This window comes from Allofranklinella schreckenbergeri, assembly GCF_003703475.1.
In the GTDB taxonomy this organism is placed as follows: Bacteria; Pseudomonadota; Gammaproteobacteria; order Burkholderiales; family Burkholderiaceae_C; genus Lampropedia; species Lampropedia schreckenbergeri.
Genome location: NZ_RDQM01000001.1, coordinates 347,461 through 373,681 on the forward strand (window position 1 = coordinate 347,461; position 26,221 = coordinate 373,681).

The following is a 26,221-nucleotide window of genomic DNA, read 5'->3' on the forward strand; positions in this document are numbered from 1 at the left end:
GAGGGCCCCGATGACGGCCCCCGTGCCCCCGGCCGCTGGCCCGGCCGTGCGATTGCAAGGCGTGGGCCTGCAACTGGGCGCCACGCGCATCCTGCAAGGCATCGACTGGCAGGTGCAACCCGGCCAGGTGCACGCGTTGGTCGGCCCCAATGGCTGTGGCAAGAGCAGCCTCATCAAGACCGTGCTGGGCCTGATGCCGCACGAGGGCCAGGTCACCCTGCACTGGCCCGGCGCCGCGCCCGGCGTGCTGGCCTATGTGCCGCAGGCCATCGAGTGCGACCGAACCCTGCCCATGACGGTGCAGGACTTCATGGCCTGCATGCTGCAAACGCGCCCGCTGTACTGGGGCATCCGCCGCAGCGTGCGCGAGCGCATCGCCGCCGCGCTGGCCCAGGTGGGCATGGCGCACAAGGCCAGCCGCCGCATGGGCGACCTCTCCGGCGGCGAGCGCCAGCGCGTGCTGCTGGCGCAGAGCCTGGTGCCGCCGGCGCAACTGGTGCTGCTGGACGAGCCCATGGCCGCGCTCGACCAGGCGGGCATTGCCGTATTCGAAAGCCTGCTGGCCGCCTGGCGGCAGGCGCGCGCCACTGTGCTGTGGGTGGAGCACGACCTGGGCGCCGTGCGCCGCCTAGCCGATCACGTCACCGCGCTGCGCCAGGGCCGCCTGCTCTGGAGCCGCCCGCCCGCCGCGCTGCACGATGCCGAAGTGGTGCTGCAACTGTTTGCCCGCCGCGGTCCGGCCAGCGAGCAGGCCGATGGCAACACCGAAACCGACGCCGAAACGGCTGCGCACAGCGCCGCCCGCTCGCCCGCACATCCCCCCGCCGAGGAGCTGGCCGCATGAACACGCCCCACTTGCTCGACACCGTGCATCAGGCCCTGCAATCGGGCGTGGCCGCCGGCTGGCTGCCCGCCATGCTGCAATACGGCTTCGTCGTCAACGCGCTGCTGGCCGGCCTGCTGCTGGGGCCGCTGCTGGGCGGCCTGGGCACGCTGGTGGTCGTCAAACGCTTTGCCTTCTTCTCCGAAGCCGTGGGCCACGCCGCGCTGACCGGCATCGCCATCGGCATCATGCTGGGCGAGCCGCCCGCCAACCCCTATGGCAGCCTGTTCGGTTTTTGCATCCTGTTCGGCCTGCTGCTGAACTACCTGCGCGGGCGCACCGGCCTCTCGCCCGACACGCTGATCGGCGTGTTCCTGGCCGTCTCGCTGGCGCTGGGCTCCAGCCTGCTGCTGTTGCTGGCCGCGCGCATCAACATCCACATTCTGGAAAACGTGCTGTTCGGCTCCGTGCTCACCGTCGATGGACGCGATCTGAGCGTGCTGCTGGCCATCACCGTGCTCACGCTGGCCGCGCTGCACCGCAGCTACAACCAGGCCATGCTGGCGAGCTTTCACGCCCCGCTGGCGCAGGCGCGCAAGCTGCCCGTGCAGTGGCTGGACTACCTGTTCGTAATGCTGGTCACGCTGGTCACCGTGGCCGCCGTCAAAGTCATCGGCGCCATCCTCGTGGGTGCGCTGCTGGTCATCCCCGCCGCTGCCGCCCGGCTGCTGGCGCACTCCATGCGCAGCTTCTTCTGGCTGACCGTGGCCTTTGCCTGCGCCTGCACCCTGGTGGGCATCGCCGTGCCCGTGGCGCTGGACATTCCCGTGCCCTCCGGCGCCGCCATCATCCTCTGCGCCGGCGCGCTGTTCGCGCTGGCCGTGCTGCTGCGCCTGCGCGTGGCGCAGCCGGCCGTGTAGCGCCCCGCTGCCCGCTGCCTCTTGTGCCACGCCCCCACCGCCTGCCTGAAAGATCCGTCATGAGACCTGCCATGCCCCAGACGCGCCCCCGCTTGCTTGCCCTGACCACACTGGCCGCCCTGGCCTCGGCCCTGCTCGCAACGCCTGCCTTGGCCACCCACTCGGCCGCCAGCCCGGCAACCAGCGCTCCAGCCAGCGCCCCCGCCAACGCATCCGCCACAGCCCCAAGCGCCAGCCCTGCCACAGCGCCTGCCGCCGCCCCGCTGCGCGTGCTGGCCGCCCACCCTGTCGTGCATGGCCTAGCCCAGCAACTGCTGCAAGGCAGCGGCATCGAGCTGCTGCGCATGGCCCCCGCGCGCCTGCCCGCCAACCGCCTGCCCGCCTACCTGGCCGGGCGCGGGCAAGACGAACTGCTGGCCGCCGCGGCGCAGGCGCACGCCGCGCTCACGCTGCGCTCCATCTGGCCCGATGACCAGCTCTACCCGCTGGCGCGGCGCGCCAACATCCGCATCGTGGAAATCGACGTGGCCCACCCCATCGAAGGCGATCTGCCCGGCGTGACCTTGCCCGCGCACCAGGGCGACCAGGGCGACGCCCCCGGCCATGCCGCCGCCAGCGTGCTGCACAACCCGCCTTGGCAAGACAGCGCCAACCTGGCCCGCATGGCCACGCTCATGGCTGACGCACTGGCGCGCCTGGCGCCCGAGGCCGCGCCGCGCCTGCAAGCCAACCTGGCCGCCATCCAGCAACACCTGCAACAGGCCGAAGCCCAGGCCAGCCGCGCCCTGGCCCAGGCCAGCGACGTCTCCGTGCTGCTGCTCTCACCCCGCATGCAGGCCCTGGCCACCGCCTTGCAACTGGAGGCCGTGCCCTGGCAAGCCCCGGAAAAAGACGACGCGCTGCCCAAAGCCTTGGCCGAAGCCCTGGCACGCGAGAAACCACGCGCCGTGCTGGCCCACGCCGCGCCTGACGACGCCGTGGCCCAGGCCATCGCCGCCAGTGGCGCGCAGCTGGTAGTGCTCAGCGAAAGCGCCCCCGACCCCGTGGCCGCGCTGGCCGAGGCCATGCAGGCCGTGGCACAGGCCATGATGATGGCCTCCAAACCTTGAGCGCTTGCAGGCGGTGGAAAAGGCCGCCGGGATAGCCATGGGCGCGCGCTATCATGCTGCCCCATGTCCGATACCCCTCCCATTGCCAACATCCCGCGTAAAACCGGCTGGGCGCGTTTGCAAGCTGCGGCCTGCAACTCCTGGGTAGGGCTGCGCGCAGCGGGCAAACAAGCTGCTTTTCGACAAGAACTTGTTTTGGCCGTCGTGCTGATCCCCGCTGCATTTTGGGTCGGTCGCAACTGGCTGGAAGTGGCATTTCTCGCCAGCGTCGTTGTGCTGGTATTGGTGGTGGAAGTACTCAACTCTGCGATAGAGGCGGTAGTTGATCGTATTGGCCCCGAATGGCATCCCCTCTCCAAGGACGCCAAAGATTTAGGCAGCGCCGCCGTGCTGCTGTGTTTGTTGTTTGCCTTTGCAACATGGACTTGGGCCTTGTACGTGCGCTGGTTTGCGTGACATGTCAGCTTCGCAACTCAGCCGCCCACACATACGCTCCATGCATGGCATAGGGACAGCTTGCGCAACCAAATTCAATCTTTACAAAGGTGTTTGATGGCTTCCCCCGCTTTTTCTCTTTGTGTGTATTGCGGCTCGCGCGATGGCAGCAACCCGGCCATGCAAGCGGCGGCGCAGACGGTCGGCCACTGGATTGGCGCGCATGGCGGCCAGTTGGTTTATGGCGGTGGTCGAACGGGCTTGATGGGCCTGGTTGCCCAGGCCACCAAAACCGCAGGCGGACGCGTTGTGGGCGTTATTCCCACTGCTCTGGTGGATCGGGAACTGGCCAACCCGGACTGCGATGAGTTACACGTTGTGGACACCATGCACCAACGCAAAGCCATGATGGCCGAGCGCAGCGATGCTTTTCTGGCCTTGCCTGGGGGCATCGGCACATTCGAGGAACTCTTCGAGGTATGGACCTGGCGGCAACTGGGCTACCACGATAAGCCCATTGGCATCCTCAATGCCGAGGGCTATTACGACGCCCTGCACGTGTTCCTGCAAAACTGCATCCACAACGGCTATATCAGCGAGTGGCAAATGGAGTTGATCCAATTCAACAACAATGCCACCGCCCTGCTACAAGAATTGGTGCAAATGGCCGGCACCAATGCAGCAGATCCGCAATTGCTCAACCGCAATTTGTGATGCTTCGCGGGTTTTTGCCCGGAAAACCGCCCTCCGTGGGCAAATCGGCATCCTGGCGCGATCTGCCGCGTTTAAGCCCATGCACCCGCTGCCGCTTCAAAAACAAACCTCAATGAAATTGAGTTGAGTTCCTATCTCTCGCTCAAGCCCTTTTTAAGCTCTTTGAGCATCAAAACCACTTGGCCTGATGCGAGGCGATAGCTGCCATTGAGAATGCGGCGGGCTTCCTCTTCATTGCCGCCTTGGGCTTGCGCCACAACAGTAGAGGCTTGCACGTGGAAATACTTGTGCTTGGCCACCAAAACCGAGAAGGAGGGGTAGCGGCCCAGTCTCTCCCGCCCGGGGCCATGTAGCCATTTTCCCAGATCGCAGCGGTCGTCCTGGCAAATCACTTCCGGCCTCAAATCTTCGCTCGACTTGCCATCAAGATAATTTTGCAGGCGAAGCTTCCAGTTTTCATGTGCGGCAATGGCCGTATCGATGTCGATTTCTGCCAGCACCTGCGCAGCCAAGCGTTCATCTGGAGGCGTTTCTGCTCCAGCTCCGGGCTGAGTCGACTGCTTATTCGCTCCACCTATAGCGCCAAAAAAGCGACTGAAAAACCCCATCTCAAACCTCCTCACAGCCTTGTCGGGATGGTCCCGCGCCAGCCATTGCATTTCCCAATGACATCCGCTCGCGCCACATCAGAGCAAACGCGCAATGACCAAAGCGCGCGATAACGTGATGACTCGATTCAAAACTGAACACCAAACCGCTTGACGGTGAAAACGCCAAACTTTTTGATCCGAGCCTATACCAAAACAAGGGCATAACCCTGATCGATTCGTTGCAAAGCTACCCTGCCCGCAAGTTCCTCTTCAACTCTCTGAGCATCAGAATCACTTGGTTGGACGCCAGGCGGTAGCTGCCATTAAGGACGCGGCGCGCCTCCTCCTGATTGCCGCCCAGAGCCTGCGCCACGACGATCGCAGCCTGCACATGAAAGTATTTGTGCCGGGCGACCAGAATCGAGAAGGCGGGATAGCGGCTAAATCTTTTCTGTCCAGGCCCGTACAGCCATTTGCCCAAATCGCAGCAATCGTCCCGGCAAATCACGTCTGGTCGATAGTCTTCGTGCAGCTTGCCATCCATGTTTTCCAGATAGTCCAGCAAGCGCTGCTTCCATTCCTCATGTGCGGCAATGGCGGTGGCGATATCCATTTCCGCCAAAGCCAAAAGCGCATCCACGTCAGTCTGGGCCGACGGAGCCGACTGGCCCTCCCGGGCGGTTGCATTGGCATCAAAAAAACGGCTAAAAATTTTCATGTCAAACACCCTGAAGGCATGTAGACCACGAAAGCAGCACTGCGTCAGCGCAGGATCAATGTAAAAAAACTTTAACTCATTTGGATAAGCCTGTCTCAAAAACTTTGAAAAAAATCCTGCGTCAACGGTGCCTCACCGTCCCATAAGCGGGCATATCGGCCTTCACATCATCAAAAAAGCCGCTTCCGGCCTTGTGGCCCGAAGCGGCTTGGTTTTTTAGCGGTTCATGCGCCGTTGTCACACGTCAATGCCACAGCGCGTCAAAACGCCCAATCTTCATCGGCGGTGGCTTCGGCTTTGCCCATGACGTAGCTGGAGCCGCTGCCGGAGAAAAAGTCGTGGTTTTCTTCCGAGCCGGGGTTCAGGCTGGCCAGAATGGCAGGATTGACATCGGTCATGCTGCTGGGGAACAGCGCTTCAAAGCCCAGGTTCATCAGCGCTTTGTTGGCGTTGTAGTGCAGGAATTTCTTGACGTCCTCCGTCCAGCCTACGCCGTCGTACAAATCTTCGGTGTATTTGACTTCGTTGTCATACAGATCGTGCAGCAGCTCATAGGCGTAGCTTTTGACTTCCTCCCGCTTGGCCTCAGGGGCTTGACGCCAGGCTTGCTGGAATTTGTAGCCGATGTAAAAGCCATGCACGGCCTCGTCGCGGATGATGAGGCGAATCAGATCGGCGGTGTTGGTGAGCTTGCCGCGGCTGCTCCAGTACATGGGCAGGTAGAAGCCGCTGTAGAACAAAAAGGATTCCAGAAACACGCTGGCAACCTTGCGCATCAGCGGGTCATCGCCCCGGTAATGGCCGATGACGATCTTGGCCTTGTTTTGCAGATAGGGGTTCTCCAGGCTCCAGCGGAAGGCTTCGTCCACATCGCTCATGGAGCACAGGGTGGAGAAGATGGAGCTGTAGCTTTTGGCGTGCACGGCCTCCATGAAGCTGATATTGGTGAGCACGGCCTCTTCGTGCGGCGTCACCGCATCGGGGATGAGGCTTAAAGCGCCCACTGTGTTTTGCACCGTATCCAGCAGCGTCAGCCCGGTAAAGACGCGGATGGTGAGCTGCTGCTCCTGCGGCGTCAGCGTGGCCCAGGAAGGGATGTCGTTGGACAGGGGCACCTTTTCAGGCAGCCAAAAGTTGGCGGTGAGCCGGTTCCACACCTCCAGGTCTTTGTCGTCCTGGATGCGGTTCCAGTTGATGGCTTCCACCAGGTTGGGCAGCAGGGAGGGTTCGTTCAGTGGGGGGATAGACATGGGGCGTATGGATCCACAAAAAAGTTGCAATAAAGAAAATCCGGCACAACCGATTTACGGCAGCTTGTGCAGCCACTCTTGCGTGGCAAATTTGCTGTGTGCCAGTTCCTGGGCGGCGGCCATTTCCGCTTCGGTGATGTAGCCCATCTGACCGCCGTAGAGCTGCATGAAGGTCTGTTTCATGCACTCAATGATGTCCGCGCGGGGCAGGCCCGTCTGGCTGCGCAGGGGATCTACGCGCTTGACGGCGCTGAGCGTGCCTTTGTCGCTGAGCTTTTCGCGGCCGATGCGCAACACCTCGGTCATTTTCTGGGCATCCATGTCGTAGGCCATGGTGACGTGGTGCAGCACCGTATGGCCGCTGCGAAAACGCTTTTGCGCCGCACCGCCGATCTTTCCGTGCTCACTGCTGATGTCGTTCAGGGGCTTGTAAAACGCCTCCACGCCCAGGGATTTGAGCGCTTGCAGCACCCAGTCGTCCAAAAAAGCGTAGGAGTCGGCAATGCTCAGCTCCGAGACCAAGGCCTCGGGCGCGTAGAGCGAATAGGTGATGCTGTTGCCTGCCTCAATGAACATGGCGCCGCCGCCAGTGATGCGGCGCACCACGGTAGCGCCGTGGCGCCGGGCGGCCTCCACATCCACCTCGTTGCGCAGCGACTGGAACACGCCCAACACAACGGCGGTGCTGTCCCACTCCCAAATGCGCAAGGTGGGCGGGCGGCGGCCTGCTGCCACCTCCTGGCTGAGCACTTCATCCAATGCGGCGTGCAGGTAGGGGGAAACAGCCGTGTCGTGCACGATTTGCCATTCGTAATCGCGCCAGGTTTTGGCCACGCCCAGCGCGCGGCGCACGGCGATGCCCACGGCTTCGGGGCTGAAGCCAAACAGTGCAGCGCCTTCGGGCAAGGCCGCGCGCACCGCAGCGGCCAGTTGCTCGGTGCCAGCCTCGGCGCTTTGGCCGTTGAGCGAAGCGCTGATGGCCTCCAGCGCTTCTTCAGGGTCGAGGAAAAAATCACCTGTCACCTGTACGTCATGCAGCCGCCCATCCTGCACTTGCAAATCGACTACGACCAGCTTTCCGCCGGGCACTTTGTATTCGCCATGAAATGCGTTCATGAATGTCACCTTTGAGGGGAGATTGAAGAGCCTGTTCAAAGTCTCTAGAGCGTGTGATGCACTTTGCACTCTCGCGGGGGCGGACAGTTCATAACAGGCTCCAAGAACAAATCTTTGCAAAACCCTGCCCCCAGCACGGCCGGGGCAGAGAGGATTCTCGCGGCCTGGATTGCACCATGTTTTCCCACCAAGCGCGGCGAAGGCCGCCAGCCTTGGCTTGAAGCGGCCAACAGGCAAAAGCGCAGCGGTGTTTTCGGGGCCTCAACCGCTTCGCAAGCCCAACACAACAAACCCAGACGGAGCTAGCCGACGCCCGCTTGGGCAGCTTCAGCAGGTCGAGAGAGGGTGCAAAAGTGCGCTTGGCGGCTTGTCAAATCAATCAAATTACAAATCAATAAGAAACAAAATAACCTTTTTATGGCTTTATATTAATAAAGTCATTTTTATTATGTTATGCAATATCCGCATGCGAAGATTTTCCTGATCTGCCCAGGCCAGCGGGCGAATGAAGCCACAATCGCGCTCTCCCTTGCCGTTTGCAACGATCTCCCCCGCCATGGCGCACTTTTTCATCCATCGCCCCGTTTTTGCCTGGGTTCTGGCGATTTTCATCACTCTGGCGGGGGCGTTATCGCTGCGCTGGCTGCCGCTGGAGCAGTACCCCGATATTGCGCCGCCGCAGATATCGGTGGTGGCGCGCTACTTCGGCGCCTCGGCCGAGACGGTGCACGACTCGGTCACGCAGGTGATTGAGCAGCAATTGCGCGGCCTCAAGGGGATGATGTACGTGCACTCCTCGGCCGATTCTTCCGGCGCCTCGCGCACGGCCATCACTTTTGAGCCGGGCACGGATATCGACATGGCGCTGGTGCAGGTGCAAAACGCCTTGCAGCGCGCCGAAGCGCAACTGCCCCAGGCGGTGCGCAACTACGGCTTGCAGGTCACCCAGGGCGGGCAGGATAGCCTGGTGACGTGGATGTTTGTAACCGAGGAGGAGGTGCCCCGCGTCGCCATCACGGATTACCTCTCCAGCCACGTGGTGGACGCGCTGGCGCGCATCGAGGGCGTGGCCGAAGTGACGCTGTACGGCAGCCCTTACGCCATGCGCATCTGGCTGGATCCGCACAAGCTGGCGGCCTACCAGCTCATGCCCTCGGATGTCAGCCGCGCCATCGAGCAGCAAAACACGCAGGTGGCCGCCGGGCAATTGGGGCAACTGCCCGCCGTGCCGGGGCAAATGCTCAATGCGCCGGTGCAAGCGCGCGGGCGTTTGCAGACGGTGGCGCAGTTTGAAGCCATCATCCTCAAAAGCCAGGCATCGGGCGCGCTGGTGCGCATCAAGGATGTGGCACGGGTCGAACTGGCCGAGGAAAACGCTGGCGTGCGCGGCCAGCTCAACGGCCGCGACGCGGGCACGGTGGCCATCGTGCTGGCCGATGGCGCCAACGCGCTGGAGGTGGCCGCGGCCGTGGAGGCGCGCATCCGCGCGCTGGAGCCGGGCTTTCCCTATGGCATGAAGGCGCAAACCAGCCAGGACAGCACGCCCTTTGTGCGCGCCTCGCTCAACGAGGTGCTGAAAACCTTGCTCGAAGCCATCGCCCTGGTGGTGGCGGTGATGTATCTGTTCCTGCAAAGCTGGCGCGCCACGCTCATCCCCGCCATTGCGGTGCCGGTGGTGCTGATGGGCACGCTGGGCGTGCTGGCCGCGCTGGGCTACTCCATCAACATGCTGACCATGTTTGCCATGGTGCTGGCCATCGGCTTGCTGGTGGACGATGCCATCGTGGTGGTGGAAAACGTCGAGCGCGTCATGCACGAGCAAGGCGTGGATGCGCGCACGGCCACCGAGCAATCCATGCGCGAAATCTCCCCCGCGCTGGTGGGCGTGGGCACCGTGCTTTCGGTGGTGTTTGTGCCCATGGCGTTTTTTCCCGGCACCACGGGGGTGATTTACCGCCAGTTCTCCATCACGCTGGTGGCCGCCATGGGCTTTTCGGTGCTGGTGGCGCTCACCCTCTCGCCCGCCATGTGCGCGCAGTTGCTGCGCCCCAAAGCGCACCCAGACCGAGCTGGCCGGGGCATGCGCGGCGGGCTATTGCGGCGCGCGCTGGTGGCCTTCAACCGGGGCTTTGCCTGGCTTGGCCAACGCTACGCCCGCACCGTGCAGGCGCTACTGCCCCGCCACGGCTGGATGCTGCTGGCCTTCGCAGGCGTGCTGGCGCTGTGCGCTGTGCTGCTGGCCCGCTTGCCCACGTCTTTTTTGCCGGAAGAAGACCAGGGCTTTCTCACCGTGCGCGTGACCATGCCGCCAGGCAGCACCAACGAGCGCACCCAGCACGTGGTGAGCGAAATCGCCCAGTACCTGCGCCAGCAGCCCGAAATCGCCACCGTGCACACGCTCACCGGCCTGGGCGGCAACCAGGGCGCGGGCTTGCTCAACGTGCGCCTGACGCCCTGGGAGCAACGCCACGGCGCGCAGCACTCCGCCGCCGCGCTGGCCAGCCGCATCGGCCGCACCCTGCGCAACCGCAGCGATGCGCGCGTCTTCGTCAGCCTGCCCTCGGTGGTGCGCGGGCTGGGCTCGGCGGGCGGGCTGAGCTTTGTCATCAAAGACATGCACGGCGCAGGCTATGAAGCGCTGATGGCAGCCAAAGACCAATTCGTCGCGCTGGCGGCGCGCAGCCCGCAATTGCGCAGCGTGCGCATCGTCAACCAAGAGCCACGCAGCCAATTGACGGTGGAGATCGACGACGCCCAAGCCGCCGCCCACGGCATCGACGCCGCGGCCATCAACGCCTTGCTGGACCAGGCCCTGGGCGGCCAGTACGTCAACGACTTCGTGCTGGGCGGGCGCATCAAACGCGTCTATGTACAAGCCGACGCCCCCTTTCGCATGCAGCCGCAGGACATCGGGCAATGGCAGGTGCGCAACGGCCACGGGCAGATGATCGCCCTCTCCGCCTTCAGCCGCGTGCGCTGGGACAGCGCACCGCCGCAACTGCTGCGCTTTAACGGCAGCCCGATGGTGGAAGTGCAGGCCAATGCGGGCGATGGCGTCAGCTCCGGCCAGGCCATGCAGGCGGTGCAGGCCATCATGGCGCAATTGCCCGCAGGCTTTGAGCTGGAGTGGACGGGCGCCTCCCTGCAAGAAGTGCGCGCGGGCGCGCAGGCGCCGCTGCTGTATGCGCTCTCCATCGTCTGCGTGTTTTTATGCTTGGCCGCCCTGTACGAGAGCTGGAGCGTGCCGCTGGCCGTCCTCCTCAGCGCCGCGCTGGGCCTGCTGGGCGCGCTGGCGGCCACCGCCTGGCGCGGGCTGGATAACGATGTGTTCTTCCAGGTTGGGCTGCTGGTCACCATCGGCCTGGCAGCCAAAAACGCCATCCTCATCGTCGAATTCGCCCTGCAATGGCAGCGGCGCGGCCACAGCGCCGCCCAGGCCGTGCGGGAAGCCGCGCGCTTGCGCCTGCGCCCCATCGTCATGACCTCGCTGGCCTTTGGCTTGGGCGTTCTGCCCCTGGCGCTGGCCTCGGGCGCAGGCGCGGCCGGGCGCATCGCCATTGGCACGGCGGTGCTCGGCGGCGCGCTGCTCTCCACCGTGTTGGGTTTGTTGTTCGTGCCCGTGTTCTTTGTATGGGTGCGCAAGCTGGCGCGCGACGCATGACATGTAAAAAATCCAAAAACCTGTTTTTTGATTACATGTAATGACCTTACAATCCCCCGCATGGAACGCAAATCTTCTGCCTACTACCAGCGCCTGCACCGCCAGCGCTTGCGTGAGAAAGGCCTGGTGAAAAAGGAGCTGTGGGTTTTGCCCGAATATGCGCAAGACCTGCTCGCGGTAGAAAAACGCATGCGCCAGCCGCGTGGCGCGCTCACATCCAACGAGGAGAACATGATGGGCAGCACAACCCCTTGGACGATCGACACCTTGCACCAGGCGCTTGCCAGCGCCGAGCTGTTTGCCGACGGCAGCGCCACGCTGGAGCTGCTCGATGGCACCGAAGCCAGCCTGCTGCTCACCATGCACAGCCACGGCGATTTGCCGCTGTTTCTGGCCGTGGCGGGCGGGCAAATCGTCATCGAAGCCTACCTGTGGCCCGCCAGCCAAATTCAAGACCAGGCGCGCTTTAACGAGCAGGCGCTGCGCATGCAAAAGGTCTTTCCGCTCTCCACCATCGGGCTGGAGGGCTTTGCCAACGGCGAAAGCGCCTACATCGCTTTTGGCGCATTGAGCGCAGCCTCCACCCTGACCAACGTGCTCTACGAAATCGAAACCCTCGCAGACAACGTCATCCAGATGACCGAAGCCTTCGAGCCGCTGCTGAGCGCCGCTGCCGCCGATTAACCCCGCCCCTGAAGAAGGACATCCCCATGACCGTATGGAGCAAACTCATCACCGCCCTGCGCGGCAGCGCCCACGAAGCGGGCGAAGCCCTGATCGACAGCCAGGCCCTGCGCATTCTTGACCAGGAAATCCGCGATGCCGACGCCGATTTGCGCAAGAGCAAAGAGGCCCTGGCCGAAATCATCGCCAAGGAAAAACTCGCCCGCGGCAAGCTGGAGCAAGCCGCGCAAAAAATCGCCCAATACGAGGGCTACGCCGTCAAAGCGCTGGAAGCGGGCGACGAGCCGCTGGCGCTGGATGTGGCCGCCAAAATCGCCGCGCTGGAAGCCGCCCAGGGCGAAGACCAAACCCAGGCCGAGCAGTTTGCCCACAGTGCCAGCCAATTGCGCCAAGCCATCGCCCAGGCCGAAGCGCACATCCGCCGCCTCAAGCAACAGGCCGACACCGTCAAGGCCACCGAAAACGTGCAGCGCGCCCAGGCCACCGTGGCCGAGCGCTACAGCGGCGGGCAATCGCGCGTGCAAACCGCGCTGGATTCACTGGAGCGCATCAAGCAAAAACAGGCCGAGCGCGGCGCGCGTCTGCAAGCGGCCGCCGAGCTGGCGCAGGAAAATGCCGAGGACGCCCTGCAAGCGCGCCTGCGCAGCGCCGGCATCACCCCCGAGGCGCAAGGCGCCAGCGCCGTGCTGGAGCGGCTCAAGGCTCGCCAGAACGCCCCCCATGACACGGGCGATGCCGCAGCCTGAAGCGCCAATCCATATTACATTTCAAGGGAAATTTCACCCATTGTCCAATATGCCGAAACAAGGCGGTTATTTTTCCTGTTGAAATGTAATTTTACAAAACCAGCCTATCCACCCCGTCCAGAGGCTTCGCCATGCACAGCTTTTTGCAGATCGTCACCAGCTTCCCCACCGTGGTCTTCAGCATCCTGCTGGCCGTGGTCGTGCTGTATTGGCTGGTCGTGGCCCTGGGCCTGCTGGAGACCGAAGTGCTCGACAGCCTGTTCTTCGACGCCGACGGGCTGGACGGCGCCGATGCCGGCGCGCTGGCCGGCCTGCTCTCGCGCCTGGGGCTGGGCGGCGTGCCGCTGACCGTCATCCTCAGCCTCATCGTGCTCTTTGGCTGGCTGGCCAGCTACTTTGCCGTTTTGATTGCGCTGCCGCTGCTGGGCCACCCTGCCGTGCATTTCGCGCTGGGCGCAGCGGTGTTTGCCGCCGCCAGCCTGGCCGCCATTGCGCTGACCAGCCTGGCGCTCAAGCCCGTGCGCGCCCTGCTGCGCAAGATCCCGCAGGAAGAACCCAAAACCCTGCTCGGGCGCGTGGGCGTGGTGCGCAGCGCCAGCGTCAACGCCCAAAGCGGCTATGCCGCCGTGGACGATGGCGGCGCGGGCCTGGTGCTGCAAATCCGCACCCACGGCGATGAGCTGCCGCGCGGCAGCCGCGTGGTGCTGATCGAGCCGCTGCCCGAGCAGCGCGCCTGGCGCGTCGTTTCCGAAGAAGAATTCAACACCGGCGCGCTGCCATAAAACCCGCGCCACTGCACATCCCTTTCCTTTCACACACACCCTTGGGAGAACACCGATGAACTTGGCCTGGATCATGCCCCTGCTGCTGGGCATTGGCGTCGTCGTCGTCATCGTCGTCGCCTTGCTGGCGATGTTCAAAGCCTTCTACGTCAAAGTGCCGCAGGGCACGGCGCTGATCATCAACGACATGAGCTCCACGCCCAAGGTCAAATTCACCGGCGGCCTGGTCTATCCGGTGATCCACAAGAAGGAGTTCATGAAGATCTCCCTCATCACGCTGGAGGTGGACCGCCGTGGCAAGGAAGGGCTGATCTGCAAGGACAACATGCGCGCCGACATCACCGTGGCCTTTTATCTGCGCGTCAATGAAACGCCCGAGGACGTGCTCAAGGTCGCCAAGTCCATCGGCGTCGATCGCGCCTCGGACAAGGCCGCCGTCAACGAGCTGTTCAACGCCAAGTTCTCCGAGGCGCTCAAGACCGTGGGCAAGCAAATCGAGTTCGTCAAACTGTTCGAGAACCGCCAGGAGTTCCGCGACCGCATCGTGCAAGTCATCGGCGAAGACCTCAACGGCTACGCGCTCGAAGACGTGGCCATCGACTACCTGGAGCAAACCCCCAAGGCCGCGCTGGATCCCCACAACATCCTGGACGCCGAAGGCATCCGCAAGATCACTGAGCTGACCGCGGCGCAAAACGTGGTGACCAACGAACTCGAACGCAACGAGGAAATGGCCATCACCAAGAAGAATGTCGAAACCAAGGAGGCCCTGCTGGCGCTGGAGCGCCAGCAAGCCGACGCCGAGGCGCGCCAGAAGCGCGAAATCGCCACCATCCAGGCGCGCGAAGAAGCCGAAACCCGCAAGGTGCAGGAGGAAGAGCGCCTCAAGGCCGAGCAGGCCCGCATCGCCACGCAGGAGCAAGTGGACATCCGCGAGGAAAACCGCCTGCGCGAAGTGGAAGTGGCCCAGCAAAACCGCCAGCGGGCCGTGGTCATCGAAGCGGAAAAAGTCACCCGAGCGCGCGATCTGGAAATCGTCTCGCGCGAGCGCGAAGTCGAGCTGCAACGCATCGAGAAGGAAAAAGCCCTGGAAGTGGAAAAAGCCCACATCGCCAACGTCGTGCGCGAGCGCGTGGCGGTGGAGAAAACCGTCGCCCAGGAAGAAGAGCGCATCAAGGAAGTGCGCCAGGTCTCCGAGGCCGACCGCCTCAAGCAAGTGGCCGTGCTGCAAGCCCAGGCCGAAGCCGAAGAGGCCCTGGTCAAACAGGTGAAAAAAGCCGAGGCCGACGAAGCCGCCTCGCGCCACAAGGCGGTGGAAATCACCGTCGTCGCCCAGGCTGAGCTGGAAGCGGCCACGCAGCAGGCCGAGGCCAAGAAGCGCCTGGCCGAAGGCGTGCAGGCCGAGCGCGCCGCCCCCGGCCTGGCCGATGCCCGCGTGCGCGAAGTGGCCGCCGCCGCGCTGGAAAAAGAAGGCTTGGCGCAGGCCAAAGTCACCGCCGAGCAACTCATGGCCGAGGCCAAAGGCCTGGAAGAAAAAGGCCTGGCCGAAGCGCGCGTGATCGACGCCAGGGCCGATGCCGTCGAAAAGCAGGGTTTGGCCGAAGCCAAGGTGGAAGCCGAAAAACTCATTGCCATCGCCAAGGGCGAGCAGGAGCAAGGCCTGGCGCGCGCCAAGGTCACCAGCGAAGTGGGCAATGCCGAGGCCGCCGTGCTGCTGGAAAAGCTCATGGCCGAAGCCAAGGGCCTGGCCGAGAAATTCGCCACCCTGGGCCAACTGGGCGACACCGCCCGCGCGCACGAGGAATTTCGCATGCAACTGGAAAAAAGCTTCGAGCAGGCCATTGCCGGCATCGAGGCCAGCAAGCACATCGCGCGCGAGCAGGCCGAGGTGCTGTCCTCGGCGCTATCCAAGGCCAACATCGACATCGTTGGCGGCGAAGGCGCGTTCTTCGACAAATTCGCCAGCGGCCTGTCCATGGGCAAATTCCTCGAAGGCGCGGCGGGCAAAAGCCCCATCGTCAACGACCTGCTGCAAAAGTTCATCGGCGGCAGCGCCAAAGGCGCGGACGAAGCCCAGGCGGCCAGCGCGCTGCAACGCCTGCTGCAATCCCCCCCGCCGGGCAACAGCAACAGCGCGGATAAGCCCGTATGAGCGGCCAAACCCTGCTGCTGATCGCCCTGGGCGCAACCCTGTTGGCAAGCTGGGGCTGGGTCATCCTGCTGGCCATGCGCCGGGGCACGGGCTGGGGTGCGGTGGCGATTTTTTTCTCGCCCATCGTCGCCCTCTCTCTGCTGGTGCGCCAGCCGCACACGACCTGGAAAGCGGCGGTGCTGCACCTGCTCGCCTTTGCCTGTTTCTGGACGCTGGCCATCCACATGCTGGCCGAAGTGGGCCGCGACTTTGCGCGCATGCAGCCCTCCTTGCTGGCTGCCGCGCGCGAGCGCTGCACCCAGCACGCCGCAGCCGCCAGCCCCACCGCGCAAGCCTGCCTGAGCGCCATCGAGCGCAACCGCCCCGACTGCACCCAGCAAGCGGCGCGCTATTGGCCCCAAAGCGGCGATTTGACGCTGATTGATGAAGCCACCAAGCGCCACACCGCCTGCCTGCTGCACCAGGCGCTGCCCGCCCCGCCCGCGCAGTAACCCACCCGCCATCACGCCATGCCATGCCTGCACACGCCCAACCAAAAAGCGGTGATGGACATCACCGCACAACTGCGCGCTGGCGCGGCCTGCGTGCAGTTGCCGCTGGAACTCCAACGCAACAGCCTTTGGCCGCGCTGGGGCCTGGAAATCCTGCTGCCCTTCCTGGCGATTTTTACGCTCGAGCGCTGGGGCCTCACCTGGGCTTTGACCATTGCCATTGCTGCGGCCGTGCCGTCAGTGCTCTTGACGCGGCGGATGCATCGCCGCCAGCTTGCCAGCGCCTCCATCCGCCGCCCCAACGCCCGCCATCCGGGCTGGCGCGTGGAGTTCCATCCCGCCCGCCTTTACCCCATCGGGCAGCCCAAGATGGCAATCATCCAGGGGCTGGATGCCGCCTGGAGCCTTGGCTGCTACCCGGTAGGCATGGACTTTCGCATCGAACTGCGCCACCAAGACCGCGGCCCCGTCGCCCTGCTATGCACCGTGCTGCAAGATGCGGCAGACCCTCAAGCGGCTGCGGCGCTGCCGCCTTTGACCGATGCGCTGGTCGATCAACTGGCCGCCCGCTTGGGCGTGCGCCGCTCGGGCGGGCGGCTCACGCCTGCCGCCAATGCGCAGCCAGAGCGCTCCGCCCAGCCCCCCTCTCCCACCATCACCTACACCACTGCACCATGCCTACGCCACCTCAATCGCCTAACCTCTCGCCCTGGACTGTAGGGGCCATTGCTGTGGCGGTGGCCATCGTCGCCATTGGGGCCTACCACTTCCTGCTGCGCCAGCCCGAGCGCGAGGCGGCGATGGAAACGGTGCGCGAAGTCGCCACCGCCATGCAGGCGCAAAAAGAACAGGAGCAAGGCCAAGCCGTTGCCCAGGCCCTGCGCGAAGAACGCTTGCGGCAAGGCTTTCTCATCGGCTCCACCCTGCGCACCTGGATCGCCGAATACCTCGTCACCCAGGGCAGGCTACCCGAAAGCCTGAACGAGTTGCGCTTTGACCTGCCCTACGATCACGTTTTGCAATCGCTGGACATCGGCCCCAGCGGCGCCATCGTCATGCACTTTCTGCCCCAACTGGGCCTGGATGGCGCCGTCACCCTCACACCCAGGGTCGATCTGAACACCGGCATGGTGCTGGACTGGAGCTGCACCAGCGCAGATTTCGACTTTATCGCCCGCGCCCTGCCTGGCTGCGCCCATACCGGAAACCACTGAATATTACAATTCAAAGGAAAAACAACTTCATAAATAACATGCCGAAACATCGATATTATTTTTCTTTTGATTTGTAAAAATTCATCCGCTTACCCAAGCCCATCGGAAGAAAACCCATCCGCCATGCCGCTCACCTCGTTTTTCAGCACGCTGAAAGAAAAGCTTTTCCCCAGCCCGCTCACATTCCAGACGGAAACCATTACCAACGAATGGTTCCGGGCACATTTTTTTTACGCCGCCGATCTGATTCACGATTGGCTCAAACGGGATATTGATTTACCCACCGCCAAAATGCTCAATTTCGGCTGCGGCGATGGCATCAGCGATTTGGCGCTGATGCTGCGCCACGGCGCAACCAAAATCCACGGCATCGATATTCGCCGCGAATATGAAAAACTCCCCGGCATTGCACGCGAGCAAATCCAGCTCAAGCGACTGCCGCCAGGGCTGAGCTTTGAGACCATTGAACCCGCCGCCGCTTTGGCGCCCCGGCATCGGCCCGTGGACGTCATCATGAGCTGGTCCACCTTCGAGCACGTGCAGCGCGATCAGCTCACCCCTATTGCGAAAGACCTGTTCGAATGCCTGCGCCCCGGCGGGCTGTTTTTCCTGCAAATCGAGCCGCTGTACTACTCCGCCTGGGGTTCACATTTGCGCCGCTACATCCAGGAGCCTTGGGCGCATCTGCTGCTGTCGGAGGACGAGCTATGGCAACGCATCCAAGCCTACGACGGTGAATTGATTGCCGAAGAAGTCGATTTCGGCTTTGCCGATTTTGGAGTGGAGGGCTACAAGCGCTTTGTTTTCAATGAATATCTGAACCTGAATCGCCTCAGCGCCGACGAACTCGTCCAATTAATGCAAAGCGTGGGCTTTGTGGCCGAACGCGTGCAGAAAAACCTCATGCAAGACATCCACCCTCCCGCCCCATTATTGGAGCAATATCCCCAAGAGCTGCTGCTGAATAACGAAGTGATATTGCTGCTGCGCAAACCCGGTTAACTGCCGATTGGAAACCGCGCCTGAAACCTGTGATTTCAGGCCATGATTCGCGAAAGCCTCCAATGTACCCCCTCCTTGCTGCCCGCAACCCTTGGCCCAAAGCCCTTCTCTACGCCAGCCTGGCCGCCTGCGCGCTGTTTACCGCCCCCGCATCGGCGCATTTCAAATGCGTGAACGCGGCTGGCAAAACCATGTACCAGGACACGCCCTGCCCTGCGGGCACCCAGCCCGTCTCCCGCGCATCCAAAGCCCCGCCGCCGCCTGAACCCGCGCAGGCCCCAGCCCCCCAAAAAACCCAGCCCATGCGCAGCGGGCCCGGCGCGAATGACGCCAGTGCGGACACAGCCATCTTGCCGCTGGTGACCCAGCAGGCCTTGTTCGACACCTGCTCCAGCGCCCAACCCGATCGTTATCTGGAAGTGCACAAGCGCTGGCGCACCCAGCACCAAGCGGCACTGGAGCAATACGAAAAAAGCGACCGCTACCAAAGCCTGCGCCGCAAAGCCGGCCAGCAGGCCCAGGAGCAGTGGAGCCTGGCCGGCGCCGAGGCCAAAGCCCAGTACTGCAAAGGCCAGGCGTTGCAGATGCTGGAGCAGGGGCTGAAGTAAACAGCGTATCAAGGCCGGAACCCGATCATGAGCTCCGCTCCCTCTCAACTGGCGTTATTCATTGATGCGGACAATTTCCGTGATTGCGATGCACTCAAGCAGGCCATGCAGAAAGTCTTCACAGAAGGCGAGCCGATACTCAAGCACGCTTATGGCGATGCAGTCAGCCTGAAAAACCTTGAAGCACTGCTGGCTGAGTACGGCATTCGTCCTGTCTGCAATGTGTCGGTCAGCAAAAACACAACTGATGTGGCACTTGCCATCGCGGCAATGGAGGCCGTTTGCCGCAATCCCGCCATCAAAACCGTCGTGATTTGTTCGGGTGATGCCGACTTCGCACCACTGGCCATGCGCTTACGGGAGCTTGGCTGCAAGATGGTGTGCTACGGCATGGAGGGCATCGTGTTCAAGGCCGCCAGCCGGTTTTTTGATGAGGTGGAAGGCTTTAAATCGTCCGACGGAGATACCTCTCGATTGCCCAGCGCCCTTCAAGCATCGTCCCACACGCCAGCGCAGCCACTCTTGCCCAAGCCTGTTACCGGTGTGTCCGCCGCTGATTTGCCATCGCATCCTTCCGTCCAGCAAGTGCTGCAAGCCTGGCCCGACTTGCGCAGCGGTCAGTGGCAACCACTTTCGCAAGTTGTTGGGCACATGCGCAGGCTGGGGTTTCTGGGAGCTAACACCAAATTGACGCGATGGCTTCCCCCCTTGCAACAGAGCTTCGAGGTGCAAACTGGAACCCAAAAACCACATCAGATTCGCTATCTGAAAGCTGGTGCACGGAGCGTGGCAAACGCTCCAGCGTTGACGAGAGCGCAACTCTTGCAAGCCTGGCCTGATTTACACGACGGGCGCTGGCATCCTCTGCCTCCGGTGGTCTGCGCTCTGCGTCAGCGTGGCGATCTGGGCAAAAACAGCAAGATCGGGCGCTGGATCGGCCCAGAGTTCGAGTTGCACCCTGGCTACAAGCCAACACTGATTCGTTACCGAGTAGCCAATGCAGAGTTTGCAACCGCACAGAATGCTACAGACAAGAGTGGCAAACGCTCCCCCTTGCCCGTGCTGCCGGAAAAATTGCACCAGTTGCGACAAATACTGCTGCAATTGGCGGTCCAACGCACCAGTGACACGCTGGTATTGATTGCCGCGCCCTGCTTGATGGCTGGCAATTGGTGTACTTACACCACTGTCGCCAGCGATTTGCGTGCGCAAGGAGTCTTGCACCCAAGCGTCTCCTTGCTACGCGTTTTGCGCAACCGACCCGAGCGCTGGGAGCTAGCCCCTGTCGAGCAGCCCCAGCAATTGCGTTACCTGGGCCATGTGAGGATGCACAAAACGCCGTGAAGCACAGCCGCGCCACGCCCGCCCGCAACAACTTTCACACACGATCGTCACCGGCACCATTTGCGCCATTGACGCCAAGGACAAGCCCCCTCATGACTACCAACCAACACCACTCCGATCACGCCGTGGACCAGGCCGTCGCCAGCGGCGGCGCGTATGAGGTTTTGCGCAAGCGCCTGGCCGAGCAGGGCGCCAGTTTGCAGGCGCTGGCGGCGGACTTGAACGCGCAGCGCCTGGCCGAGTTCGGCGCCAGCCAGATGGGCCTGCTGGGCCGCGTACGGGTGCGCACCGAGCACAACTGCGTGGGGCGCGACATCGTGCAGCTGGGCGAGCTGATGGTGTTTGGCTACAACGTGTTCCTGGGCATCAAGCAGGAGACGCGCGTTGAGGATGTGTTCGCCGTCTATCGCCTGCACGAAGGCGCGGCGGGTTCTGCCGGCGATGGCAGCGAAGGCGGCGCGGGCTACGACGTGGTGCCGGTCGATGCGGCGCAGACTTTTCTGGGCCAGCAGAGCTTTGTGCAGGACTTCCGCGAGCTCTACACCTACTACAAGGGCGCGCGGCTGCTGCAATTGCGCGTCAAGGACGGCAAGCTGCTGGCGGCGTTTCAGATTGGCGAGCGGCTCTCGGACGTGCGGGTGTTCCGCTGGTCGGTCTCGCCCGATGGCCGCCAGGTGCAGTACATCGACAACCGCGGCGAGCGCGACATCGCCCTGCCCGCACCCTACGATTTCGAATGGACAGCGGCGGGCCGCGCCGACGTGGTGCAGGGCCGCCACCCGCACATCAATGTGCTGGATACGGTGTTCATCGACACGCTGGGCGGCGAGCTGACGGTCAAGATCGAGAACAACACCAACGATGGCCTGGGCATCTGGCGCGAGGCCGTGCAGGACGCCACCCAGTCGCTGGACGACGCCAGGCTGGAATACGCCCGCGTGGGCAGCCTGATCCTGCTGAAGGTGCTGCCCTACCGCGAGGAGCAGTGGCGTTATCTGGTCTACAACACGCTGACACAGAAGGTGCAGCGCATTGATGCCATTGGCCTGGCCTGCATCCAGTTGCCCGAGGACCACGGCATCATCTTCCCCGGTGGCTACTACCTGCAAAACGGCGAGAGCCGCAGCTTCGGCCAGGACATGGGCGGCATGCGCTTCAAGCGCAGCTATCGCTCGCCCAACGGCGAGGACGTGCTCTACGTGTTCTACGAGCCCGAAGGCGGGCGCGTGGCGCTGTTCACCTACAACCTGATCGCGCGCGAGCTGCAAGCGCCGCTGATCGGCCACGGCTACGCGCTGCTGGAGGACGGGCGCATGGTGCTGTTCAGCTCCGAGTCCGACGAGCCCACGCGCATCCACCCGATGCAGATCTGGCGCACGCCGTTCGCCACTGAGGAATACGCCGCGCGCCAGCCCGCGCGCCACACGCCGCTGGGGCGCATCGGCAACGCCGAGCTGGTGCGCGGCATCTCCGAGCTGTACAGCCTCACGCGCGAGATTGAGGCCGAGGAGATCTCCAGCGGCCGCTACGGGCGGCTGATCGACACCACGCGCCGCCTGTTCGAGCGCTACCACTGGATGGAGCAGGGGCTGGAGGGCGCACTGCCGGGGCTGCCCCGCGTGCTGCACGAGATCGTCGCCAGCGGCGAGGCGGTGCTGGACGAGTACGAAAAGGTCGAGAGCATCCGCAGCGACACGCAGCGCCAGATGAACGAGGCCGCCACGCGCCAGCGCAGCCTGCTGGGCGAGATCCGCCGCGGCGATTTGCGCCACACGCGCGATTACGTGCAGGCCTTGGCCAGCCTGGGCGCGCAGCGCGGTCGGTTGATGAGCGTGCGCGAGCTGCGCTACGTCGATGCCGCCGCCGTGGATGCCCTGCAGGCCGAGCTGGACGCCGCCCACGCCGAGACGGCCCAGCGCACGGCCGAATTCCTCGCCAGCGACGAGGCCCTGGCCCCCTACACCGAGGGCCTCAAGCAACTGGATGAGCAAGTCGCCAAGGCCCAGACCACGCCCCAATTGCAAGAGCCGCTGGCGGCCATGCAGGCCATGTCGGTCGAGCTGGACACGCTCTCCGAGCTGATGGCCGTGCTGCGCGTGGACGACCCCACGCAGCGCACCCGCATCGTGCAGGGCATCTCCGAGATTTATGCCGCGCTCAACCAAAGCCGCGCCCGCGCCGAGCAGAAAAAGCGCGGCATGGGCGCGGCCGAGCAGGTGGCGCAGTTTGGCGCGCAGTTCGCGCTGTTTGGCCAAAGCATCGCCAGCGCCCTGGCCCTGGCCACCGACCCGGAAAAATGCGACGAGCAACTGGCCCGCCTGCTGGTGCAGCTCGAAGAGCTGGAGAGCCAGTATGGCGAGCACGAGCAGTTCCTGACCGACATCATCGCCAAGCGCGAGGAGCTGCTGGAGACTTTCGAAACCCACAAACAAGCCCTGCTGGACGATCGCCAACGCCGCGCCCAGGGCGTGTTCGACGCTGCGCTGCGCATTCTAGAAGGGCTGCCGCGCCGCACCGAGCGCATGGACGGGCAGGACGCGCTCAACGCCTTCTTCGCCGGCGATGCGCTGATCCTCAAGCTGCGCGAGCTGGCCGGACGCCTGCGCGCGCTGCACGACCACGTCAAGGCCGACGACATCGAGGCGCGCCTCAAAGGCATCCGCGACCAGGCCCTGCGCGCGCTGCGCGACAAGAGCGAGTTGTTCGAAGGCGACGGCAGCGTCATCCGCCTGGGGCGGCACCGCTTTTCCGTCAACACCCAGGCGCTGGATTTGACTCTGATGCCGCGCGGCGACACCCTGCACCTGCACCTGACGGGCACGGACTTCATGGAGCCGCTGCACGCGCCCGAGCTGGCCGCGCTGCGCCCGTTCTGGGACGTCTCGCTCGAATCCGAATCGCCCCAATTGAGCCGCGCCGAATATCTGGCCCTGCAAATGCTGCAAGCAGCGCGCCAAACAGGGGTGGGAGCAGTGGGCACCACAGGCACCACCAGCCAGGGCGGCGAGCCAGGCGAAGAAGCCAGCGCCGCCGCCCCCAGCCGAGACCAGCTCATGGCCTTGCTGCCCAAGCCCGAGGAGCTGGTGCGCGCCGTGCGCGAATTTGCCGCGCCGCGCTACCGCGAAGGCTATGAGCGCGGCATCCACGATCACGATGCCGCCCTCATCCTGCAAGCGCTGCTGCCGCTGCAGGAGCAGGCCGGCGTGCTGGCCCACGACGCCCGCGCCCGCGCCCTGGCCGTGCTGCTGTGGAGCAGCCTGAGTGCGGGCCTGGATGGCGGCGCGGAGCCGGGCTTCAAACTGGCCGCCCAAGCGCGCCATTGGCCCAGCCGCGCCCAGGGCGCCGCCACCATGCAGCAACTGCTGGGCAGCGCCCAGGCGCGCACCGCGCTGGAGCAGGAAATGGCCCAGGCCCTGCTGGCCTTTGCGCGCAGCCAGCAGCTTGAAGCCGTGTTTGCGCCGGCCGACCTGGCCGCCCAAACCAACTTGGACGATCCGACCCAGCCCAGGCCACAGCACAGCAATACCGCCCTGCAATCCCTGGCCGCCCAGGCCGCGACCTATCTGGCCGAGGAGCTGGCCGGCCCTGCCAGCGGCGGCGCAGCGCGGCTGCACTTCTCCAGCCAGGCGGCAGCCTTGCTGCACAGCCTGCAAGAGCGCCTGCAACCCCAGGGCCGATGGGCCGAGCTGCACGCCACCCTGCACGATGCCGAGCAGCCGCTGGCCGTGCGCTTTGCCCTGGCCGTCCAGTGGCTGAACGCCATCGCCCAGGCCGAGGCCAGCGCATCGGCCCAGAACGCCCAGGCCGCGCTGGACTACGTGCCCGAAGCCGCCGCCCTGGCCCTGCTGCACGAGGGCACGGCGCACGAGGTGCTGCACGTGCCGCTGCGCACCACTGTCACCGGCCTGCTGGGCCAGCACCCGCGCATCCACGATGGCGCGCTGGAGCTGGGCGTGGACGACTTCGCGCGCCGCGCCCACTGGCACACCAACCACTTCGTGCCCGGCCTGCGCCGCTACCAGCAATTGCGCCAGGACATCCTGGCCGAGCAGCGCGCGGCCATGCGGCTGGACGAGTTCAAGCCCCGGCCGCTGGCCAGCTTCGTGCGCAACAAGCTCATCAACGACGTGTACCTGAGCGTCATCGGCGACAACCTGGCCAAGCAAATGGGCACCGTGGGCGAGCACAAGCGCACCGACCTGATGGGCCTGCTGATGATGATCTCCCCACCCGGCTACGGCAAAACCACGCTGATGGAATACGTCGCCAGCCGCCTGGGGCTGATCTTCATGAAGATCAACGGCCCGGCGCTGGGCCACGAAGTGCGCAGCATCGACCCCGCCCAGGCGCCCGACGCCACCAGCCGCCAGGAGCTGGAAAAGCTCAACCTCGCGCTGGAGATGGGCAACAACGTCATGCTCTACATCGACGACATCCAGCACACCCACCCGGAGTTTTTGCAGCGCTTTATCTCGCTGTCGGACGGCACGCGCCGCATCGAGGGCGTCTGGCGCGGGCGCACCAAGACCTACGACATGCGCGGCAAGAAGTTCTGCATCGTCATGGCCGGCAACCCCTACACCGAATCGGGCGAGGTCTTCAAGATTCCCGACATGCTGGCCAACCGCGCCGACGTCTACAACCTGGGCGACGTGCTCGGCGGCATGGAGGAGACCTTCAAGCTCAGCTACATCGAAAACAGCCTGACCAGCAACCCCACGCTGGCGCCGCTGGCCACGCGCGATCTCAAGGACCTGTACCTGCTCATCGGCAAGGCGCAGGGCCGGGAATTCTCCGCAGGTGACCTCAGCCACGACTACAGCGCCGCCGAGCTGCGCGAGATCGACGCCGTGCTCCAGCGCATGCTGGCCGTGCGCGAAATCGTCTACCGCGTCAACCAGCAATACATCGCCAGCGCCGCCCAGGCCGACGCCAACCGCACCGAGCCGCCCTTCAAGCTGCAAGGCTCCTACCGCAACATGAACAAGCTGGCCGAGAAAATCACCAGCGTCATGAACGAAGCCGAAATGCAGCAACTGCTGGACGACCACTACCTGGGCGAAGCGCAGCTGCTGACCACCGGCGCCGAAGAAAACCTGCTCAAGCTCGCCGAGCTGCGCGGCCACATGAGCCAAGCGCAGCAGGCGCGCTGGCGCGAAATCCAGCTCAACTACCAGCGCACGCAAGCCATGGGCGGCGCCGATGCCGACACCGGCGGGCAAATCGTCGCCCAACTCATCGACCTGGTGCGCGCCACCCGTGCCCAGGCCGAAGCCAGCGCCAACCAGTCCGCCGCCCCCTGGGCCGAGCTGCTGGCCAGCCTGCAACAACTGGCCGCCGCCCAGCCACCTGCCGCACAGGCTGACGCCGCCAGCCCAAGCCAGGCAGAAAAAGACCTGGCCGAACAAACCAGCCGCCTGCTGGCCACGCGAGAGCTGGGCCACCTGGTGGCCAGGGCCCTGCAACCCGTGCAAGACCACCTGGCCAACAGCCGCCGCCAGCAGCTGGGCCTGCACCGCGTCATGCTGCAAATCGCCGCCGCCATCCAGGAGCAGCTCGACCTGCTCAACAGCTTGTCGGCAGGCTCAACTAAACCCTTGGTGAAACACACTGAGAACGTCCATCGTGCGTTTGAGAAGATGGAGCGTGCATTTTCCCTTTCTACGACCTCGCCAGGTCGGACTCCACAGTGAGAGATGACGGCTGTACGTGTATCCGTTTAGCACGGTTTAAAAGCTGTGGACTTAGGTTATTTGCGCGCAATTTATTTGGAGGAATAGATTTTTTATGTCTGGATTGATGGGTATTGGGCGATTTTTATTTTTCATAAGTAAAACCCCTCAAGGCTTGATGTCTTGAGGG

General features: G+C 63.9%; 21 protein-coding genes. 17 read left to right on the top strand and 4 right to left on the bottom strand.

Translation table 11 applies throughout. The features are described 5' to 3' along the window. Positions 1–10 precede the first annotated feature (10 nt). The 5 genes from EBQ26_RS01470 (at position 11) to EBQ26_RS01490 (ending at position 4,001) form a co-directional block, all read left to right on the top strand. Positions 11–844, top strand: coding sequence for a metal ABC transporter ATP-binding protein (locus EBQ26_RS01470; protein WP_122237236.1), 834 nt, complete (start codon positions 11–13; stop codon positions 842–844). Beyond that, the gene (locus EBQ26_RS01475; RefSeq protein WP_122237237.1) at positions 841–1,743 is read left to right on the top strand and encodes a metal ABC transporter permease; all 903 of its coding nucleotides are present in this window, start codon (positions 841–843) and stop codon (positions 1,741–1,743) included. The genes EBQ26_RS01470 and EBQ26_RS01475 overlap by 4 nt, the downstream gene beginning before the upstream one ends. 71 nt (positions 1,744–1,814) lie before the next feature. After that, on the top strand, positions 1,815–2,852 hold the full coding sequence (locus EBQ26_RS01480) for a metal ABC transporter solute-binding protein, Zn/Mn family (protein WP_147473974.1): 1,038 nt from the start codon (positions 1,815–1,817) through the stop codon (positions 2,850–2,852). Between the two features lie 63 nt (positions 2,853–2,915). Beyond that, positions 2,916–3,308: a diacylglycerol kinase gene (locus EBQ26_RS01485; RefSeq protein WP_122237239.1), complete on the top strand. Its 393-nt coding sequence runs from the start codon at positions 2,916–2,918 to the stop codon at positions 3,306–3,308. Positions 3,309–3,404: 96 nt separating this feature from the next. Beyond that, on the top strand, positions 3,405–4,001 hold the full coding sequence (locus tag EBQ26_RS01490; protein ID WP_122237240.1) for an LOG family protein: 597 nt from the start codon (positions 3,405–3,407) through the stop codon (positions 3,999–4,001). Positions 4,002–4,132: 131 nt separating this feature from the next. On the opposite strand, the gene EBQ26_RS01495 is transcribed toward EBQ26_RS01490, so the two are convergent. The 4 genes from EBQ26_RS01495 to EBQ26_RS01510 form a co-directional block, all read right to left on the bottom strand. Beyond that, entirely contained in the window at positions 4,133–4,609 is a 477-nt protein-coding gene (locus EBQ26_RS01495; RefSeq protein WP_238944062.1) for a CZB domain-containing protein, read from the bottom strand. A 229-nt stretch (positions 4,610–4,838) separates the two neighbouring features. Further along, positions 4,839–5,309 carry a CZB domain-containing protein gene (locus EBQ26_RS01500; protein WP_124779281.1) on the bottom strand — a complete coding sequence of 157 codons (471 nt, stop codon included), beginning with the start codon at positions 5,307–5,309 and terminating at the stop codon, positions 4,839–4,841. A gap of 260 nt (positions 5,310–5,569) precedes the next feature. Next, a complete protein-coding gene (nrdF, locus tag EBQ26_RS01505; protein WP_238944063.1) occupies positions 5,570–6,559 on the bottom strand; it encodes a class 1b ribonucleoside-diphosphate reductase subunit beta in 990 nt (329 codons plus the stop codon). Between the two features lie 54 nt (positions 6,560–6,613). Then, entirely contained in the window at positions 6,614–7,393 is a 780-nt protein-coding gene (locus EBQ26_RS01510; protein WP_238944072.1) for a lipoate--protein ligase family protein, read from the bottom strand. 838 nt (positions 7,394–8,231) lie between these two features. On the opposite strand from EBQ26_RS01510, the gene EBQ26_RS01515 reads away from it, so the two are divergent. The 12 genes from EBQ26_RS01515 (at position 8,232) to EBQ26_RS01570 (ending at position 26,052) form a co-directional block, all read left to right on the top strand. Then, positions 8,232–11,336, top strand: a complete 3,105-nt coding sequence (locus tag EBQ26_RS01515; protein ID WP_122237244.1) for a multidrug efflux RND transporter permease subunit — start codon at positions 8,232–8,234, stop codon at positions 11,334–11,336. A 60-nt stretch (positions 11,337–11,396) separates the two neighbouring features. After that, a complete protein-coding gene (gene bacA, locus EBQ26_RS01520; protein ID WP_122237245.1) occupies positions 11,397–12,020 on the top strand; it encodes a biofilm formation regulator BacA in 624 nt (207 codons plus the stop codon). Between the two features lie 26 nt (positions 12,021–12,046). Further along, positions 12,047–12,766: a PspA/IM30 family protein gene (locus EBQ26_RS01525; protein WP_122237246.1), complete on the top strand. Its 720-nt coding sequence runs from the start codon at positions 12,047–12,049 to the stop codon at positions 12,764–12,766. A gap of 131 nt (positions 12,767–12,897) precedes the next feature. Then, a complete protein-coding gene (locus EBQ26_RS01530; protein ID WP_122237247.1) occupies positions 12,898–13,548 on the top strand; it encodes an OB-fold-containig protein in 651 nt (216 codons plus the stop codon). A 55-nt stretch (positions 13,549–13,603) separates the two neighbouring features. Beyond that, positions 13,604–15,700: a flotillin family protein gene (locus tag EBQ26_RS01535; RefSeq protein WP_122237248.1), complete on the top strand. Its 2,097-nt coding sequence runs from the start codon at positions 13,604–13,606 to the stop codon at positions 15,698–15,700. After that, complete coding sequence (locus EBQ26_RS01540) at positions 15,697–16,191, top strand: hypothetical protein (protein ID WP_122237249.1); 495 nt, start codon at positions 15,697–15,699, stop codon at positions 16,189–16,191. The genes EBQ26_RS01535 and EBQ26_RS01540 overlap by 4 nt, the downstream gene beginning before the upstream one ends. A gap of 18 nt (positions 16,192–16,209) precedes the next feature. Next, a complete protein-coding gene (locus EBQ26_RS01545) occupies positions 16,210–16,911 on the top strand; it encodes a hypothetical protein (protein ID WP_122237250.1) in 702 nt (233 codons plus the stop codon). Then, entirely contained in the window at positions 16,866–17,405 is a 540-nt protein-coding gene (locus tag EBQ26_RS01550) for a hypothetical protein (RefSeq protein ID WP_147473385.1), read from the top strand. The genes EBQ26_RS01545 and EBQ26_RS01550 overlap by 46 nt, the downstream gene beginning before the upstream one ends. 123 nt (positions 17,406–17,528) lie before the next feature. Next, a complete protein-coding gene (locus tag EBQ26_RS01555) occupies positions 17,529–18,407 on the top strand; it encodes a class I SAM-dependent methyltransferase (RefSeq protein ID WP_122237252.1) in 879 nt (292 codons plus the stop codon). A 62-nt stretch (positions 18,408–18,469) separates the two neighbouring features. Next, entirely contained in the window at positions 18,470–19,015 is a 546-nt protein-coding gene (locus EBQ26_RS01560; protein WP_122237253.1) for a DUF4124 domain-containing protein, read from the top strand. Positions 19,016–19,042: 27 nt separating this feature from the next. Continuing rightward, positions 19,043–20,359: an NYN domain-containing protein gene (locus tag EBQ26_RS01565; protein WP_122237254.1), complete on the top strand. Its 1,317-nt coding sequence runs from the start codon at positions 19,043–19,045 to the stop codon at positions 20,357–20,359. Between the two features lie 92 nt (positions 20,360–20,451). After that, on the top strand, positions 20,452–26,052 hold the full coding sequence (locus tag EBQ26_RS01570; RefSeq protein WP_122237255.1) for a DNA repair ATPase: 5,601 nt from the start codon (positions 20,452–20,454) through the stop codon (positions 26,050–26,052). Positions 26,053–26,221 lie beyond the last annotated feature (169 nt).

Bases quoted from the DNA above. Each gene is read 5' to 3' on its own strand.
- EBQ26_RS01540 (WP_122237249.1), top strand. From the start codon at position 15,697: ATGAGCGGCCAAACCCTGCTGCTGATCGCCCTGGGCGCAACCCTGTTG.
- EBQ26_RS01480 (WP_147473974.1), top strand. From the start codon at position 1,815: ATGCCCCAGACGCGCCCCCGCTTGCTTGCCCTGACCACACTGGCCGCC.
- EBQ26_RS01555 (WP_122237252.1), top strand. From the start codon at position 17,529: ATGCCGCTCACCTCGTTTTTCAGCACGCTGAAAGAAAAGCTTTTCCCC.
- bacA (WP_122237245.1), top strand. From the start codon at position 11,397: ATGGAACGCAAATCTTCTGCCTACTACCAGCGCCTGCACCGCCAGCGC.
- EBQ26_RS01485 (WP_122237239.1), top strand. From the start codon at position 2,916: ATGTCCGATACCCCTCCCATTGCCAACATCCCGCGTAAAACCGGCTGG.
- EBQ26_RS01530 (WP_122237247.1), top strand. From the start codon at position 12,898: ATGCACAGCTTTTTGCAGATCGTCACCAGCTTCCCCACCGTGGTCTTC.
- EBQ26_RS01470 (WP_122237236.1), top strand. From the start codon at position 11: ATGACGGCCCCCGTGCCCCCGGCCGCTGGCCCGGCCGTGCGATTGCAA.
- EBQ26_RS01495 (WP_238944062.1), bottom strand. From the start codon at position 4,609: ATGGGGTTTTTCAGTCGCTTTTTTGGCGCTATAGGTGGAGCGAATAAG.
- EBQ26_RS01535 (WP_122237248.1), top strand. From the start codon at position 13,604: ATGAACTTGGCCTGGATCATGCCCCTGCTGCTGGGCATTGGCGTCGTC.
- EBQ26_RS01475 (WP_122237237.1), top strand. From the start codon at position 841: ATGAACACGCCCCACTTGCTCGACACCGTGCATCAGGCCCTGCAATCG.
- EBQ26_RS01500 (WP_124779281.1), bottom strand. From the start codon at position 5,309: ATGAAAATTTTTAGCCGTTTTTTTGATGCCAATGCAACCGCCCGGGAG.
- EBQ26_RS01515 (WP_122237244.1), top strand. From the start codon at position 8,232: ATGGCGCACTTTTTCATCCATCGCCCCGTTTTTGCCTGGGTTCTGGCG.
- EBQ26_RS01525 (WP_122237246.1), top strand. From the start codon at position 12,047: ATGACCGTATGGAGCAAACTCATCACCGCCCTGCGCGGCAGCGCCCAC.
- EBQ26_RS01565 (WP_122237254.1), top strand. From the start codon at position 19,043: ATGAGCTCCGCTCCCTCTCAACTGGCGTTATTCATTGATGCGGACAAT.
- EBQ26_RS01545 (WP_122237250.1), top strand. From the start codon at position 16,210: ATGCCATGCCTGCACACGCCCAACCAAAAAGCGGTGATGGACATCACC.
- nrdF (WP_238944063.1), bottom strand. From the start codon at position 6,559: ATGTCTATCCCCCCACTGAACGAACCCTCCCTGCTGCCCAACCTGGTG.
- EBQ26_RS01490 (WP_122237240.1), top strand. From the start codon at position 3,405: ATGGCTTCCCCCGCTTTTTCTCTTTGTGTGTATTGCGGCTCGCGCGAT.
- EBQ26_RS01550 (WP_147473385.1), top strand. From the start codon at position 16,866: ATGCCTACGCCACCTCAATCGCCTAACCTCTCGCCCTGGACTGTAGGG.
- EBQ26_RS01560 (WP_122237253.1), top strand. From the start codon at position 18,470: ATGTACCCCCTCCTTGCTGCCCGCAACCCTTGGCCCAAAGCCCTTCTC.
- EBQ26_RS01570 (WP_122237255.1), top strand. From the start codon at position 20,452: ATGACTACCAACCAACACCACTCCGATCACGCCGTGGACCAGGCCGTC.